The sequence below is a fragment of the Acinetobacter sp. EKM10A genome (genome assembly GCF_011075215.1).
Classification (GTDB): Bacteria; Pseudomonadota; Gammaproteobacteria; order Pseudomonadales; family Moraxellaceae; genus Acinetobacter; species Acinetobacter baumannii.
Genome location: NZ_JAALLK010000023.1, coordinates 1 through 16,818, shown reverse-complemented (window position 1 = coordinate 16,818; position 16,818 = coordinate 1). Strand labels below are relative to the sequence as shown.

The 16,818-nt window shown below is 37.8% G+C and carries 13 protein-coding genes and 2 pseudogenes; 5 read left to right on the top strand and 10 right to left on the bottom strand.

Going from position 1 to position 16,818, the window contains the following annotated elements; all coding sequences use genetic code 11:
- Positions 1-39 precede the first annotated feature (39 nt).
- Positions 40-159: pseudogene (locus tag G9371_RS19150) on the bottom strand (hypothetical protein).
- 240 nt (positions 160-399) lie between these two features.
- Here G9371_RS19150 and crp point away from each other — a divergent pair.
- Together crp and G9371_RS17930 are read left to right on the top strand one after the other, a co-directional pair.
- Entirely contained in the window at positions 400-1,107 is a 708-nt protein-coding gene (gene crp / locus G9371_RS17935) for a cAMP-activated global transcriptional regulator CRP (RefSeq protein WP_000203217.1), read from the top strand.
- Between the two features lie 160 nt (positions 1,108-1,267).
- The gene (locus tag G9371_RS17930) at positions 1,268-2,317 is read left to right on the top strand and encodes an NADP(H)-dependent aldo-keto reductase (protein WP_002067358.1); all 1,050 of its coding nucleotides are present in this window, start codon (positions 1,268-1,270) and stop codon (positions 2,315-2,317) included.
- 58 nt (positions 2,318-2,375) lie between these two features.
- On the opposite strand, the gene G9371_RS17925 is transcribed toward G9371_RS17930, so the two are convergent.
- The 6 genes from G9371_RS17925 to gap form a co-directional block, all read right to left on the bottom strand.
- Entirely contained in the window at positions 2,376-3,155 is a 780-nt protein-coding gene (locus G9371_RS17925; RefSeq protein ID WP_031950631.1) for a M48 family metallopeptidase, read from the bottom strand.
- A 116-nt stretch (positions 3,156-3,271) separates the two neighbouring features.
- A complete protein-coding gene (locus tag G9371_RS17920) occupies positions 3,272-3,589 on the bottom strand; it encodes a hypothetical protein (RefSeq protein ID WP_000776215.1) in 318 nt (105 codons plus the stop codon).
- 122 nt (positions 3,590-3,711) lie between these two features.
- Positions 3,712-5,031, bottom strand: coding sequence for an adenylosuccinate synthase (locus G9371_RS17915; RefSeq protein WP_000517792.1), 1,320 nt, complete (start codon positions 5,029-5,031; stop codon positions 3,712-3,714).
- Positions 5,032-5,095: 64 nt separating this feature from the next.
- Positions 5,096-6,262, bottom strand: coding sequence for an ATP phosphoribosyltransferase regulatory subunit (locus tag G9371_RS17910; RefSeq protein WP_029424273.1), 1,167 nt, complete (start codon positions 6,260-6,262; stop codon positions 5,096-5,098).
- A 183-nt stretch (positions 6,263-6,445) separates the two neighbouring features.
- Positions 6,446-7,534 carry a hypothetical protein gene (locus G9371_RS17905; RefSeq protein WP_029424274.1) on the bottom strand — a complete coding sequence of 363 codons (1,089 nt, stop codon included), beginning with the start codon at positions 7,532-7,534 and terminating at the stop codon, positions 6,446-6,448.
- 172 nt (positions 7,535-7,706) lie between these two features.
- Positions 7,707-8,726, bottom strand: a complete 1,020-nt coding sequence (gene gap / locus G9371_RS17900; protein ID WP_001188822.1) for a type I glyceraldehyde-3-phosphate dehydrogenase — start codon at positions 8,724-8,726, stop codon at positions 7,707-7,709.
- Positions 8,727-8,995: 269 nt separating this feature from the next.
- Between gap and alaS the strand changes: the two genes are divergently transcribed.
- Both alaS and G9371_RS17890 read left to right on the top strand, forming a co-directional pair.
- The gene (alaS, locus tag G9371_RS17895) at positions 8,996-11,632 is read left to right on the top strand and encodes an alanine--tRNA ligase (RefSeq protein WP_000199461.1); all 2,637 of its coding nucleotides are present in this window, start codon (positions 8,996-8,998) and stop codon (positions 11,630-11,632) included.
- Positions 11,633-11,918: 286 nt separating this feature from the next.
- Entirely contained in the window at positions 11,919-13,121 is a 1,203-nt protein-coding gene (locus tag G9371_RS17890; protein ID WP_099349797.1) for a tyrosine-type recombinase/integrase, read from the top strand.
- Positions 13,122-13,379: 258 nt separating this feature from the next.
- On the opposite strand, the gene G9371_RS17885 is transcribed toward G9371_RS17890, so the two are convergent.
- Positions 13,380-15,026 (bottom strand): phosphoethanolamine transferase, encoded by a 1,647-nt coding sequence (locus G9371_RS17885; RefSeq protein ID WP_165471292.1) that lies wholly within the window; start codon positions 15,024-15,026, stop codon positions 13,380-13,382.
- A gap of 177 nt (positions 15,027-15,203) precedes the next feature.
- On the opposite strand from G9371_RS17885, the gene G9371_RS17880 reads away from it, so the two are divergent.
- On the top strand, positions 15,204-15,977 hold the full coding sequence (locus G9371_RS17880) for a membrane protein (RefSeq protein WP_031977652.1): 774 nt from the start codon (positions 15,204-15,206) through the stop codon (positions 15,975-15,977).
- Between the two features lie 149 nt (positions 15,978-16,126).
- Here G9371_RS17880 and G9371_RS17875 read toward each other — a convergent pair whose 3' ends face one another.
- Both G9371_RS17875 and G9371_RS19300 read right to left on the bottom strand, forming a co-directional pair.
- Positions 16,127-16,669 (bottom strand): glycoside hydrolase family 108 protein, encoded by a 543-nt coding sequence (locus tag G9371_RS17875; RefSeq protein WP_031977650.1) that lies wholly within the window; start codon positions 16,667-16,669, stop codon positions 16,127-16,129.
- A gap of 41 nt (positions 16,670-16,710) precedes the next feature.
- A pseudogene (locus G9371_RS19300) lies at positions 16,711-16,818 on the bottom strand (hypothetical protein); the annotation flags it as partial.

Below are 16,818 nucleotides of genomic sequence, written 5' to 3'. Positions count from 1 at the left end.
TGTTGACATTTCATCTATGGATTGCGTAATAGCTAAAAATTAATCCAAATAAAACGCAAAACACAGACAAGGGCAATCCTTTGTCCAGTTTTGTAATAAAGTTTGTTAAATTTCAGCCGGAATCTGAGGTGCAATTAAAGCATCTTTGATGCAGCGCAAGGCCAGATTTTTTGTTCGTTTCGTTGTTAAGCTCTATTGATTTAGAATGACTAAATTCCATAGTTCTTGCTTCGTAACGTCCAGAAAAATTGTCTTATGTCGCAACCATCTGTGAAATGTCAACAGACCCTTGTTTTGTACACTAACATAAAATGAGTTGATAAGGAATTTCATCTCTTCTGTGTAATAGCTCATCTCGAGCTTGTGTGAATTGTTTACCCTATTCGGAACATATCAAGCATGACTTCAAATTTTTCACAACTCAGCACAGATGCTTTATCTCCGGGGCAACTACCTGAATCCGTTAAAGCATTGTTAAAACGTGCTCACATCAACAGATATCCAAAACGAACCACAATTGTTGATGCCGGAACAGAGTCAAAATCTTTATATTTAATTTTAAAAGGCTCAGTTTCAATTATTTTACGTGAAGACGATGAACGTGAAATTGTTGTGGCATATTTGAATCCTGGTGACTTCTTTGGGGAAATGGGGCTTTTCGAACCGAACCCTCAACGTACAGCTGAAGTTCGTACCCGTGATGTCTGTGAAATTGCAGAAATTTCATATGACAACTTCCACGAACTGAGCAAACAGTATCCAGATCTCAGCTATGCCGTTTTCGCGCAACTCGTTCGTCGTTTAAAAAATACAACTCGTAAAATGACCGATCTTGCATTTATTGATGTGTCAGGTCGTATTGCGCGTTGCTTAATCGACCTATCTTCACAACCAGAAGCAATGATCTTGCCGAATGGCCGTCAAATTCGTATTACTCGACAAGAGATTGGACGCATTGTCGGGTGTTCACGAGAAATGGTTGGCCGTGTATTAAAGACCTTAGAAGATCAAGGTATGATTCAAACTGACGGTAAAGCTATTTTGATTTTTGATACTTCATTAGAAGAAACCCCAGTCACTGACGAAGACTATGATGACGAAGAATAATTACTCGTAATTATTGAATAAAGAGCAAACTTCGGTTTGCTTTTTTTATATGCAACAATGAGTTAATACACAAAGCTTACAAACTATTCTGTTTTTATGATTTAAGTTGAATACATATTCTCCGTTAGGCTAACTTAAAATTTCTTAAGGATTTCGCAGTATGCAATTTAAACCACTTGGTCACACTGGCATTAACCTTCCTGAAATTTGCTTAGGTACCATGACATTTGGTGAGCAAAATACTCAACAAGAAGCTTTCGAACAACTCAATTATGCTTTAGAACACGGTTTATATTTTTGGGATACGGCAGAGATGTATTCCGTGCCTCCTAAACCAGAAACATATGGAGCAACCGAAACCATCTTAGGCAATTGGTTTGCACAGCATGGTCAGCGCGATAAAGTATTCCTTGCTTCAAAAATTGCAGGTCCTGGTTTTGGTGGAACCCATATTCGAGACGGCCATACCAAGTTTAATAGTGAACATATTTCACAAGCAATTGATGGCTCTCTCAAACGCTTACAAACTGATTATATTGATCTTTATCAATTACATTGGCCTGAACGCCATACCAACTTCTTTGGAACGCTCGCTTATGGTAATCAGCAAGCCCAAAATGATTACGATACTACTCCCTTAGAAGAAACATTACTCGCTCTCCAAAAAGAGATTAATCGAGGCCGCATTCGTTATATCGGCTTATCTAATGAAACACCGTGGGGCACCATGAAGTTCCTTCAGCTTGCCGAAAATTTAGGTGTGAGTAAATTTGTGAGTGTGCAAAATCCGTATAGTCTGCTTAATCGCACCTATGAAATCGGTATGTCAGAAATTGCCAAATATGAGGGTGTAGGTTTACTTGCATACTCTCCTCTTGCTTTTGGTTATTTAACTGGCAAATTTAGAAATGGGGCTCGACCAGCCAATGCCCGCGTTACACTCTTCCCTCGCTTTAGCAGATACAGCAACCCGCAAAGTGAATGGGCAACTGAACAATATGCACAGCTTGCTGAAAAGCATGGTTTAAGCCTGACTCAATTGGCTCTAGCTTTTATTAAGCAGCAATTTTTTGTGACGAGTACAATTATTGGTGCAACCAATTTAGATCAGCTCAAAGAAAATATCCAAGCTTTTGAAATCGAGCTTTCACCAGAGATTTTACAAGGCATTGAGGCTATTCATATACAACAGCCTAATCCTGCTCCTTAAAAACAAAAACGGATGCTCAAGCATCCGTTTTTAACATCAGTTCTATAAGTGTTAAAACTTACTTACGACCATTATAGATAGCTAATGCCGTAGGTAAGTTCTTACGCATGTCATTAATACGTTGAGCGTTTGATGGGTGAGTAGACAAGAAAGATGATCCACTGCCTTCAAGCTTGTTCATTTTTTCCCAAAGCGTAATCGCTGCATTTGGGTTATAACCTGCACGCGCCATTAGCATTAAACCACCTTGGTCAGCACGGCTTTCCAAACTACGAGAATATGGCAGACCCACACCTACTTGTGTGCCTAACTGAGCCGCAGCCGCGCCTAGTTGACTCACATTACCACCATTAATCTGACTTAAACCAATATTTAACGCTAAATCAGTTAAAGCTTGAGCGCCAATTTTACTTTTTGCATGCTCTTCCAAGGCGTGAGTCATTTCATGGCCCATAACTGCTGCAATTTCAGCATCAGTCAAGTTCAGTTTATTTACAATACCTGTATAAAACACTACCTTGCCACCAGGTGCAACGTAAGCATTAATCGTATCTGACTTCAATACAGCCAATTGCCAACTAAATGGCTGGCCTGTCTGATTCATTTGATTCGCATAAGGTTTTAAACGGTTAAAAACTGCATTAATACGGTTATAGGTACTTGAACTTGTATCTAAAGCACCTTTACCACGCGCTTCCTGCACCATTTTATTGAAACTTTGCGCAGATTGAGCATTTAAGGTTGCGGTATCTGCACCTGCCATATCAGCCATTGTGGCACAACCAGAAATTGTTACTGCACCTGCTGCGCACAAGCTTAGAACGAACTTTTTATTCATTAACATGGGTCACCTAAATCGTTAAAAAACTGTTTATTCTTTTGCACTTATTATAAGAAATACCACTCACGCTTTAAATCTCTCATTTCTTCACGATCATAGTATTTATGTAACGGTCAATTAGATAAAGTCATCAAATAAATCCAGAATATTAAACATATTATGTTTAAACCAAGATAAACATGACTTAAAGTCTTAACTTTCTCTTCAAGATTAGGATTTTTCCTCTTCCAGAGTAAATAACTGTTTTGTATGAGAACAACAGGAATGAGGACACAAGCAATCAGGACAGAAAGACTCATAAATGCCGTCATAAAGAAGTCCGGATTATAATTTTGACCATAAATAATCAGCATTGCTAATGTGGGTGAACCACCTATAGCAAATAAAAAAGAATAAAAAATGGTTTTCGAAATAGTGGGTTGCAGCTTCATCCTGAGCCTATGATTCCTGATCTATATATCATGTTTTAATCTGAATCGAACCAAACCAAAACTGCACTTTAGTAGGGTATAAAAAAAGCCCCCTTTTAGGAGGCTATTTTTATCTTTGCGAATTACGCAGAGAATGGATGACGTAAAATGATTGTTTCTGCACGGTCTGGACCAGTTGAAACGATATCAATCGGACATTCGATTAATTGTTCAATACGTTTTACATAAGCCAAAGCATTTGCAGGTAATTGGTCAATGCTCGTTAAACCAACAGTTGACTCGCTCCAACCTGGCATAGTTTCATAAATTGGCTTCAAGCATTCGAAGGAAACCGCATCAGAAGAACCTACACAACCTGAATCTGTATTTTCATAACCCACACAGATTTTCACTTCTTCTAAACCATCTAAAACGTCAAGTTTAGTTAAGCAAATACCTGAAAGTGAGTTTACATCTACAGAACGGCGTAAGATTTCAGCATCAAACCAACCACAACGACGTTGACGACCAGTAGAAGCACCGAACTCATGACCTACAGTACCCAAATGTTTACCAATTGGGTCACCAGAATCACTTGCAGCATCGTAAACCAATTCAGTTGGGAACGGACCAGCACCTACACGTGTTGTATAAGCTTTCGTAATACCTAATACATAATCAAGATGTAAAGGACCCATACCTGAACCAGAACTTACACCACCAGCAGTTGTATTTGAGCTGGTAACATACGGATAAGTACCGTGGTCGATGTCTAGAAGTGAACCTTGAGCGCCTTCAAACATTACAGCCTTACCTTCTTTGCGGTAGTCATGTAATACTTTAGTTACGTCAATCACTAATGGAGCAAGAACTTCACGCCATTGGTTGCAAAGAGCCAATACGTCTTCAAATTTAACCGCTTCTACACCGTAGAACTGAGTCAATTGGAAGTTATGTAACTCTAGCATTTCGGCTAGTTTTTCTTCTAACGCTGCACCACCACGAACAAGGTCAGCAACACGCACTGCACGGCGCGCAACTTTATCTTCGTAGGCAGGACCGATACCACGACCTGTAGTACCGATTTTAGCGTTACCACGTTTCTTCTCACGTGCCTGATCAAGAGCAATGTGGTTAGGCAAAATAAGTGGACAGTTTGGAGAAATGCGTAGACGCTCCTTAACCGGAACACCCTCAGCTTCCAAAATTCCCATTTCTTCAATTAATGCTGCTGGTGAAAGCACCACGCCATTGCCAATTAAGCACAATACGTTTTCACGTAAAATGCCTGATGGAATGAGGTGTAATACAGTCTTTTTACCACCTACGACAAGAGTATGACCTGCGTTATGTCCGCCTTGATAACGTACTACCGCAGCCGCCTGATCTGTGAGCAGGTCGACGATTTTACCTTTACCTTCGTCGCCCCATTGGGTACCAAGTACCACAACATTTTTGCCCATAATAGCCTCATTACATCATGCTGTTAAAATTGGAAACCATCAGTAAAAAACTTACTGCTGGCGTTTAAATCTTTTCAATATTCCATTGTCCATTTTGCGACACGAGTTGATGGGTCGCATATGGAATAGAACTTAAATCATCATTACCTAACAATTGAACTACACGTAAACCTTGAGCACGTGCATTCGAAATTGCTGAGAGTAAATCCTGTTCTGAGCCTTTTGGAGCAACAACAGTTTCGATTTCGGCGAACTGATTTGCACCTAAGGCATATAAATCACAACTAAAACCGGTAGCCGGACGTGCGCGGCCAAAGTGCTCACCAATACCGTCATAACGGCCGCCTTGTGCTAAAGGTGCGGCACGATTTGGTGCATAAACTGCATACATCAAACCAGTGTGGTAGTGGTAACTGCGAAGTTCAACCACGTCAATTCCAACATTAAGTGCTGGCCAACGGTTTTTAATCTGTTCGAGAGTGGTTTTAAGTGCATTTAATGCAGCATCAAATTCAGCATCTTTTAAAATATCTGCACTTAAATGCGCTTGTAAGGCATCTAAATCACTTGCATAACGGCCAAGTGCATAGAAATCTGAACCCATATTTAAATTTTGGGTAAATTCAGCTAACTCAGGTAATGCTTTTCTTTGATAAAGATCAGATAACTCATGCTCTTCATTTTTAGAAAGACCAGCATATTTTACTAAGCTACGAAATAGGCCTACATGCCCTAAGTCTAAATGTGCGCCTTGCAAAGTATAGGCATTTTCAATCAAACCCAGCATCACATCGACCATTTCGACATCAGCTTCAATACTATCATGTCCATATAACTCTGCGCCTAATTGTAAAGGTGCGCGAGTCGCATTGAAATTTTGTGGTTTTGTATGTAATACAGTCCCTGCGTAACAGTAACGTGCAACACCTTCAACAGGTCTTACATGTGCATCAATACGTGCAACTTGCGGTGTCATATCAGCACGGATACCGAGTAAACGGCCTGAAAGCTGGTCAATCACCTTAAAAGTTACTAAATCCAGGTCTTGATTTGATTCTGATAATGAAGACAACGATTCGATGTATTCGATAAATGGTGTATATACCAGTTGATAACCTCGTACTGCGAGGAAATCTATAGCTTCACGGCGAAGTTTTTCAATGACTTGCGCCTGTTCCGGCAATACATCTGCTACCCCGTCAGGCAGCAACCATGTCTCTGAAATGGTCATATTTCAAGCCTAAAATCTGATCAACGTGGAACGACCCCACATAAAAAAATCGGGAACACACCCGATTTCTCTTAGTGTAGCATGATACTTTGTGCCATGCACCTGACAATTTGCATAAATCTTTCTTAATAAACTCTAAAGTCAAAAAGTAGACTCTATGAATTAAAAATAATATTCAAAGACTTATTGTTTTTGACTTCCATTATCAATAAAAGTTCTTAGACCAAAGAATGGAGCAATAACTGAACTATCACCCGGTTTCCAATTAACCAAATTTAACTTTTGAATAGCTTGAGCTGCTTGAGTGTTAAAAGCAAAGCAACCTTTTTCAAGATCTGCAATTTTTAACTTCTGTTTTAAAGCAATTAATGAGTGTACGCTATTAAGCGGGTTGTCATCTGTCGAATAAAGATGTGACTTCTCAAAAGCCAAACTTTTATCAGCATTCCATAAGCTGCTTGATACAAAATCAATAGTAGCAGACTGATCATTATTATTTCCTAATGTGCTTTGGACATCACCATTTTCTAGGTTTTCTAAAACAACTAAGTTATAACCATACCACTGCGAATTTATAAGCCTAAAATACTTTTTATCTAGGCCTAGGTTATTATATCTTTCAATAATTGACTTTTTTCTCTCACTAAATGAAGGATTTGTATTAAAACTAGAAATATATGAAATATAAGATTGATTCCATTGAGACTCTTTTAGACGATAACAGTAACTATTTTTTGGGAACCTAACATTCTTATAGTTTTGATAGAAGTCAATTAAATTTTTATCAAGTTGATTATTAAGGCTCGTTTCTAAATTATTATATTCTTTATAGCCTGGCAATACACGATCAAAGATGTTTTCTCCATCTAATTTTACAATCTCAAATTTTAAATTTTGTTTTAGATTAGGGATTCTCTCATAAGACCAACTGCTAGGAGTTAACCTTTTCACGATATTCGTTTGTAAGGTCCCTTTATTTAAAACTTTCTGCTCAGTTAAAAGTTCAGTTTCTAATGGCTGATTATGTGACTTTGCAAAGAAAATCTCATTATTCTTAATTGAATATGGCGTAATTTCAAAAAAGTCACTATAGATACCTGAAGAAATATCCGAAGGTTGATAATAAACTTTATAAATAGTGTCTTCTTTTTCTAAATTACTTTCAGCTTGATCATTTGTATTTTGATCTGAGCCTTCACCACTACAAGCAGTTAAAATAAGAGTAGATGTAATAATTAAAAATCCACTTATTCTTTTTAAGTTAAACTTCATATGAACTCTATATTTAAAATTTTAATGTTTGCAAATCATACAAATAGATATAATTTTGTACAACACAAATATTTATAATTTTAAATTATTTTTAACTTTTATTACCCAGAATTAATAACTATAAAAAAGGATGTTAATTTAACATCCTTAATTAATTAGTTTTGTATAGTATTTAAAAGGAATCACACAAATCCAATAAACGATTTGCATAGCCCCATTCATTATCATACCAAGCAAATACTTTGGCTTGATGTCCAACAACCATGGTTTGAGTTAAATCAACAATAAGTGAATAGGGCGAATGATTAAAATCACTTGAAACTAATGGTTCATCTGTTACAGCCATAATTTCTGCATAATCTGTTTGAGATGCTTTAATCAGCAATTCATTAATATGATGGACCGTAATTGGAGATTGCGCGATAAACGTTAAATCAATTGCCGCTACATTAATGGTAGGTACCCGAATTGAGTAACCATCAATACGGTCTTCCATTTTTGGCATCACACGCTTTAAAGCACCAAGCGCACTAGAAGTAGTCGGGATAATGTTTTGTCCAGAAGCTCGAGCACGACGCAAATCACGATGCGCATGATCAAGCACAGACTGATCTGCCGTTACCGCATGAATTTCGGTCATAAGCGCTGTTTCTATGCCAAATGCATCATCAATGATTTTAACCAGTGGAACTAAAGCCTGTGTCGTACATGACACACTCGATATAATTTGATCAGTCGCTTTCACATCAGCATGGTTAACACCATAAACAATTGCAGCATCAACATGATCAAAAGGCGCAGCGCCAATAATGACCCTTTTAGCCCCTGCTTCTAAATGGCGGGTAGCATCAGCATGGGAGCGGAATAAACCTGTACACTCAAGTACAACATCAATTTTTAAACTTGCCCACGGTAAAAGTTCCGGCTGTTTTTGCTGCAAAACTTCAACCTTTAAGAGTCTCTGGTTAGATTGAATATTTAAATAAATCTTTTCATTTTCAATGGTGATATCAACCTTGCCATTAAAACGACCATGCGTTGAGTCATATTTGAATAAATGTACCAGTGTATGTACATCTGCTATATCGTTAATCGCCACGATTTCAAAATGAAATTGTTTCGGGCTCTCAAACCAGGCACGTAAAACATTACGTCCAATCCGGCCAAACCCATTAATGGCGATACGTTGCATGACCTATCCTTATCTACAAAACGAGAAGCGAAAGAAGACATATAGTAAAACACGTCATGGCTAATTGAATATAGATTTTTAGCCAAATCACAGTTTTGTAAGATATTCCCTCTAAAATCGTTGGTTCGGTGGGGTTTTTCCGTTACAATTTAGCGTTTTTTAAAAATAAGCCCCGTATCACATGCGAGTTTTGTGAACAAATAAACTTGTGGTGATGCTTTTAGCCAAATTCGAAAATATGGAGTGACTTGGTTGTGAGTACTCGTTTAATGACATCTGCTGAAATTCGTGAAGCATTTTTGCGCTACTTTGAAACGCAAGGGCATACACGTGTTGCATCGAGTTCTCTTGTTCCTGCCAACGACCCAACTTTATTATTTACAAATGCTGGGATGAACCAGTTTAAAGACTGTTTTTTAGGTCTTGAAAAACGTGATTATGTACGTGCAACAACATCACAAAAATGTGTACGTGCAGGCGGTAAACATAACGATTTAGATAATGTTGGTTATACAGCTCGTCACCATACATTCTTTGAAATGTTGGGTAACTTCTCATTTGGTGACTATTTCAAACGTGATGCTCTCAAGTTCGCATGGGAATTTTTAACTAGCGAACAATGGCTTGCTTTACCGAAAGATAAACTTTATGTCACGGTTTACCATACTGATGACGAAGCTTATGACATCTGGAATAAAGAAATCGGCCTAGCACCAGAACGTATTATCCGTATTGGTGATAACAAAGGCGAAAAATACGCATCAGATAACTTCTGGGCAATGGGTGATACAGGTCCTTGCGGTCCATGTTCAGAAATTTTCTTCGACCACGGTGAACATATTTGGGGTGGTTTACCTGGTTCACCTGAAGAAGACGGTGACCGTTTCATTGAAATCTGGAACAACGTTTTCATGCAGTTTAACCGTACTGCTGATGGCGTACTTCACCCACTCCCTGCTCCATCTGTAGATACAGGTATGGGCTTAGAGCGTATTTCTGCCGTATTGCAACATGTTAATTCAAACTATGACATTGACCTGTTCCAACACTTATTAAAAGCTGCTGCAAACATCATTGGTATTGAAGATGAAGGTCAGCCTTCTTTACGTGTAGTTGCAGACCATGCCCGTTCTTGCTGCTTCTTAATTGCTGATGGTGTAAACCCAAGTAATGAAGGACGTGGTTATGTATTACGTCGTATTATCCGCCGTGCTGTCCGTCACGGTAACAAGCTTGGCGCAACAGGTACGTTCTTCTACAAAATGCTGCAACCATTAATTGAAGTGATGGGACAGGCTTATCCTGAGTTAGAAGCTCGCCGTGAAGTCATTGAAGCAACATTAATTCGTGAAGAAGAACAGTTTGCTAAAACCTTAGAGCAAGGTTTAAAACTTCTTGAAGGTGAACTTGCTCAGTTAAAAGATAAAACTATTCCGGGTGCGACTGTATTTAAACTTTACGATACTTATGGTTTCCCAACAGATTTAACTGCTGATATTGCACGTGAACGTGGCTTTATTATTGATGAAGCAGGTTTTGAAGTTGAAATGGCTGCACAGCGCCAACGTGCGCGTGATGCTGGTAAATTTGCCGTTGACTATAACAACATTGTAAAAGTTGAAGGCGAAACTCAGTTCGACGGTTATACCAACACAACCGGTCAAGGCCAGATTGTAGCGATCTATAAAGATGGCGTACAAGTTGATGAAGTTTCTGAAGGCGACGAAGCACTTATCGTTTTAAACCAAACTCCTTTCTATGCTGAAAGCGGTGGTCAGATTGGTGATACTGGTATCTTCAAAAACGAAACAGGTATTTTTGAAGTTCAGGATACGAAAAAGTCTGGTGGTGCCTTTGTTCATCAAGGTATTGTGACTGTTGGTAACCTTAAAACCAGTCAAAATGTAGAAGCGATTGTTAAAGCAAACATTCGTGAAGCTACTGCGCGTAACCACTCAGCAACTCACTTGTTACATGCTGCCCTTCGTCAAATTTTAGGTTCACATGTACAACAAAAAGGCTCTTTGGTTGCAAGTGATATCTTACGTTTTGACTTTGCAAATGACCAACCTGTGTCATTTGAACAACTACAACAAGTTGAACGTCTCGTAAATGCTGAAATTATTGCAAATACTGCCGTAACAACTGAACTACTCGACATTGAAACTGCGAAAGCAAAAGGCGCAATGATGTTGTTCGGTGAAAAATACGGTGATGAAGTTCGTGTGCTCTCTATGGGCTCAGTCATTGACGAGAAAAACTTCTCAATCGAACTTTGTGGCGGTATTCACGTAAAACGTACAGGTGATATTGGTTTATTCAAAATCACTTCTGAAGGTGGTGTAGCTGCCGGCGTACGTCGTATTGAAGCAGTGACCGGTACTAAAGCATTAGAAGTAGTACAAAAAGCTGATCATGATATTCAGCACATTAATAGCTTATTAAAAGCACAGAAAGACCAAACGGTTGAGCGTGTACAAGCCAATGTAGAATTGGTTTCTGCATTACAAAAGCAGATTGAACAACTCAACCAAAAATTGGCAAACTTCCAAGCGGCTGATTTGATTGACCAAGTTCAAACTATTGCTGGTCGTCAAACGCTTATTACTACTGTTCAGGGTGTTGATGCCAAAGCGCTTCGCAACTTACATGACAGTGTAAAATCAAAATTAGAGAACGCAGTGATTGTGTTAGCAGGTGTAGAGGGTGACAAAGTCAGCCTGCTTGCATCAGTCGCGTCGCAATACACTGCAAATCTAAAAGCAGGTGACATCATCAAACATCTAGCGACCGAGTTAGGTGGTAAAGGTGGTGGTAAACCTGACTTAGCACAAGGTGGCGCGCCACTTAACGAGAAGTTTGGACAAGTTATGGCAGCATTACCTGCTTGGCTTGAACAAAAATAAGACTTCACTTTTTGTGTAACTGACCCTGACAAGCCTCTCAGGGTCATGGCTTATATGGAACAACTATGGCATTAATCGTTCAAAAGAATTAATGCCATTTAGCCACTCCGAGACACACTAAGACAAAAACTACAATTAAAGCCTTATTTCTCAATATTCCCCCCATTTTTAATATAGACACACTAAGACATTTTAGGACAGAATAAGCCCTATCAATTATGTACACGTATGTGTACATATTCGCACTTATCTCTTACTTGACCAAAATTATGTACACAGGTGGACTATGGCCTTAACTGAAGTGTGGCTAAAAGCTAATAACGGCAAGGCACGTGATAAGGTTGAAGAAATAGCAGATCGGGATTCAATGAGTGTCAGAATCTCACCTAAAGGTAAAATTGTATTCCAGTTGAGATATCGATTTGCTGGAAAAGCTGAACGCTTAGACTTGGGCACCTACCCTCATATGTCACTCAAAGATGCGCGTATTAAAGCTGGTGAAATGCGGGCACTTTTAGATAAAGGAATGAATCCTAAAGTTGAGGTTCGTGTACAGCAGCAAAAATACATTGATGCCAGCACATTTGAAGAAGTTTTTAATGACTGGTATGAAAGTTATTGCCTGAAGAAGAAAACTTCTGCCCAGCAAATTAGGAATACCTTTGAGCAGCATGTAATTCCTGAAGTTGGCGATTTACCAGTTGACAGAATTACCTTGCAACAATGGTTAGCTTTACTTGAAGAACTAGCTGATGAAGTACCTTCTATCGCAGATCGGGTTTTAACGAATGCAAAACAGGTCCTTAAGTGGGCTAAAAAAAGACAGTTACTTGAAGTAAATGTTTTATCTGACATTTATGCCAAGGAAGATTTGGGCATTGAGAGAAATAGAGGTACCAGATTTCTTTCTGATGAAGAAATCAAAATGGTTTTGATGGCTATTGAAGAATCAAATATTTTGCCTAAAAACAAAATTTTCTTAAAACTATGTTTAATGTTTGGTTGTAGAAATGGCGAACTCAGAAAAGCCAAAAAGACAGATTTCGATTTAAATAGAAAGGTTTGGATTGTTCCTGTAGTAAACAATAAGACTGGCAAGAAAACTGGCCGTGAAATTATTCGCCCTATTTTGCCTGAAATGGAGGCATTAATTGTCGAGGCTTTTGAATACAGCACATGTGAGTACTTCTTAACTAATGACAGTGAAGCAACCCCTATGAGCCATGGTTCTTCAAATTCATTGCCTGGTTATGTAATGGAACGCCTTAGAAGACATCATGATTATCACATGAAACATTGGTCGCTTCATGATCTACGAAGAACTGCTCGTACTAATTTCAGTGCATTTACATCGCGTGATGTTGCACAACTCATGATTGGTCATGTAATGTCTGGTGAACAAGGTACTTATGATTATTATGAATATTTACCTCAGCAAACTGAAGCATATGCAAAATGGTTAGAAAAAATTAAATTACTTACTAAATAATTGAGAATTAAGAAATGAAATATTGGGTTTACTTTTATATCGAGCATACAATTAAATATGGTGAACCTTTCTATAAAGAATCTGGGTGGTCTTTGGGTTTTAAGAATAATTATATTGTTGTAAGTTTGATGCATAGCTGACGAAGGTTTATTAAATAATTTTAGAGGGATCTTAAAATGTGTGCTAATTACGAACCAATACATTTTATAAAACGAAACAAGTCTATTTTGCTTCGTTTTATATAAATTAAAAATATATTTATTTACATTGGCTCAACATATCAAGTTTGTTATTTACTACCTTAGTTTTTACATCCAGCAAACTTAACAAACTTGGGAATAAATTATCCTGACTTAACTTTTGTTTAGTTTGTTGGCTTAAACAATTCACTTGAGCAAGATTATGTTGTTTCCAACTTTCAGAGAACCACATAATCATTGGTACATGTGTTTGTTGGCTCGGTGCGATTGCATAAGGTGAACCATGTAAATATAAACCATGTTCTCCGGTTGATTCGCCATGATCAGATAAATACCATAAACCTGTCTGATACTTTGATATTTCTTTTAGAGTATTAATCATTTGGCTTAATACATGGTCTGTATATACAATTGTATTATCATAACTATTTAGCAATTCAGTTTGCGAACAGCCCTGTATCGCATTAGTATCACAAGTCGGTTTAAAAGGTTGATATGCCTCAGGTGCACGCTTGTAATATGCAGGTCCATGACTACCCACTTGATGCAGAACAATCAAACGCGGACGATCATCATCTTTGGCAATAGTAGCCAAATACTGCTTTAAGCTGTCAATGAGAATGTCATCATAACATTCGCCATCTTTACACCATTTTTTCTTTAAGTTTTCTGGAATCTGGTATTGTTCAACGCGATCACATGCACCTTTACAACCCGAGTTATTATCAATCCAAGTCACTTGGTAACCCGCACGTTTTGCAATATCTAATAAACCTTCGCGGTGACTAGCTAATTGCTCATCATAATCTACACGTGGCATACCCGAGAACATACATGGCACAGAAACAGCTGTCGCCGTACCGCATGAGCTCACTTGCGAAAAGTTGAAAATATCTTGTTTAGAAAGCTCCGGATTCGTATTTTTTGCATACCCATTTAGAGAGAAACTTTCGGCACGTGCCGTTTCACCTACAACAAGTATCATTAACTTAGGGAGGTTCTTTTGTACTTGCTGAACTTGATGAGCATCTTGTCCATATATCACAAGAGGCAGATTTTTCTTCGGAGCCTTCTTATGATAGTAAGACATAAGCGATGAAATACTATTTTGCGGTGAAATCATCCCTTTTAAATCACGATGCTCACGAAATATTGCAGCGAAATCGACATAGTAAGTAAAAAGTAAAACACCGACCACTGCAAATGAAGCTACCAGTGAGAATACTTTCTTCAATAACAACCGTGATGCTTTTTCTTGTTTAAATTTAACTTGAGTAATTAAAAAAATGGGCAAAATAACAAAAAAAACTGTCCATAAAACAAAGCGTAAAGAGATTAGATCGGTAACTTCCGAAACATCGGTCTGCACCATATTTTGAATTTGGTCGGGTGAAATAATGATACCCAATGTGTTTACAAAATAAGAGCTAAAGCCACCAATAAATATCAATAAAATTGCAAAGATTTTGGCAGTCCATTTCCAATTTATTAATTGAAAAATTAAATTATATGCCGCTATTAAAATAACTAATGTCGCCCCTAAGAAAAGAACTGACTTAATACCATTATAAGGTGTAAGTTGATGGATTTTTTTAAAAAAACCTATATTTAGAAATAAACCTAACCAGATAGATAGAAGCAAATTAAAATTTAATAGTGTAATATTATTGCATATCCTTTTGAATTTTAAAAAATTTACTAGCATTTAACAAACCACTAAATATTAAAAACTCGAATCTTAGCTAGTAAAACTTAAATAAAAATTAAAAAATGAGCTTAGTAACCAATATGAATACAAAGCTATATTATTAAAACAAAACTTTAAGCTGATCTTAATTTTAAAAACTTATTGTTTGATAAATTTATCATTTGAGCCTCTTAGATGAATAATTCAAGTCATGAAATGAGTGAGTATATAACTAAAGTCCCCCAGGTTACCCTTCTATTCTGGATTACTAAAATCTTCGCAACTACTTTTGGTGAAACTGGCGGAGATAGTTTTTCAATGTCATTGAAACTTGGGTATTTAACTAGTACTTTTATTTTTGCTATAGTTTTTATTATCTTGTTGATCTGTCAAATTAAGGCAAAAAGTTATAAACCATATTTATATTGGTTTACCATTATTGCGAGTACAACTGTTGGTACAACATTAGCAGACTTTGTCACCCGATCTTTAGGTATTGGTTATAGTGGAGGAAGTAGCTTGCTCCTCGGCTTAGTCATCTTCTCATTATTGGGTTGGTATAAAGTTGAAGGTAGTGTCTCCCCCCATACCGTTAATAAACCTAAATCAGAAGTCTTTTATTGGTTAACAATTACCTTTAGTCAAACTTTGGGTACAGCTCTTGGTGACTGGTCAGCAGATACGATTGGATTAGGCTATAGTGGGGGGATTGCTCTTTTCTCAGCACTTATTTTATTGATAGTGTTTTTATATAAATTCACCTCTGTTTCAAGAACATTTTTATTCTGGAGTACTTTTATTTTAACTCGTCCTTTGGGTGCTGTGGTTGGAGACTTTCTAGATAAGCCCCTTTCCGCTGGGGGATTAGACTTAAGCCGTTTTTCAGCATCCGGAGTAATATTAATTGCTATTTTAATATGTATTTATTTTAGTAAAAATAATCAGTTAAGCAATATCAAAAATGCATAAATTGTAAAAGCTCTCCTTAGAGGGCTTTTACACAAATTCCTACATTCACCTTGCTATTGATCGTATGAGCTGTGCATCCTGATAATAAAATGCACAACGTAGTTAGTACCAAAGCAAACTTAGACCGCTCACAATGAAATACTTTCATACTACGAGATCCGGTTAGCAATCCAGCCATAAAAAAACTGTTCCTGACTTGGATTACGTTCACAGATTTCGATATAGCGCTGCCCTTGCATGATATTTAGCACTCGCACCAGGACTTTCTCACCTTCTTTGCTACGCTTGGCCAGATAAATCTTAAGTGCGTTTAGAGTTGCTGGGCCGTAAATTCCATCTACTGCGAGATCTGGCCAACCTGCTTTTCCTTGGTTATTTAAAAGATTCAAAGCGCGTTGTAAAAGTGGTTTTGCAAATCCGGTACCGCAATTAACACCAGTATCTAAAAGCTCTTCAGCTACTGCAGAAGAAACGGCATTCACCTGGTCAAAACGCGGAGCTGTCCAATAGTTTTTGCGATAAATAGACTTGGCGACATCAAGCGGCAAATCCTTCATGTTCCCTTTATATCCGTTTGCTCGAGCAACTGCTTCAGTAATACCGTATTTGGTTGCGCCGCCACGATCCGCAGGGTTATTTACATAACCACCTTCACGTTTTATGAGTTCTTCAAGATATTGTTCGATATTCATTTCACTTTCCTTTAGATGTAAAAAACCGCCCGAAGGCGGTATTAACTGTTTTCAATGTCTTTTCTGGCTTTTTTAAACTCTTTGATCACTTCAACGATCGTTTTACCTTCCTGTTTATCTATAAAATTAAAAATCCAACGGACTAAAGC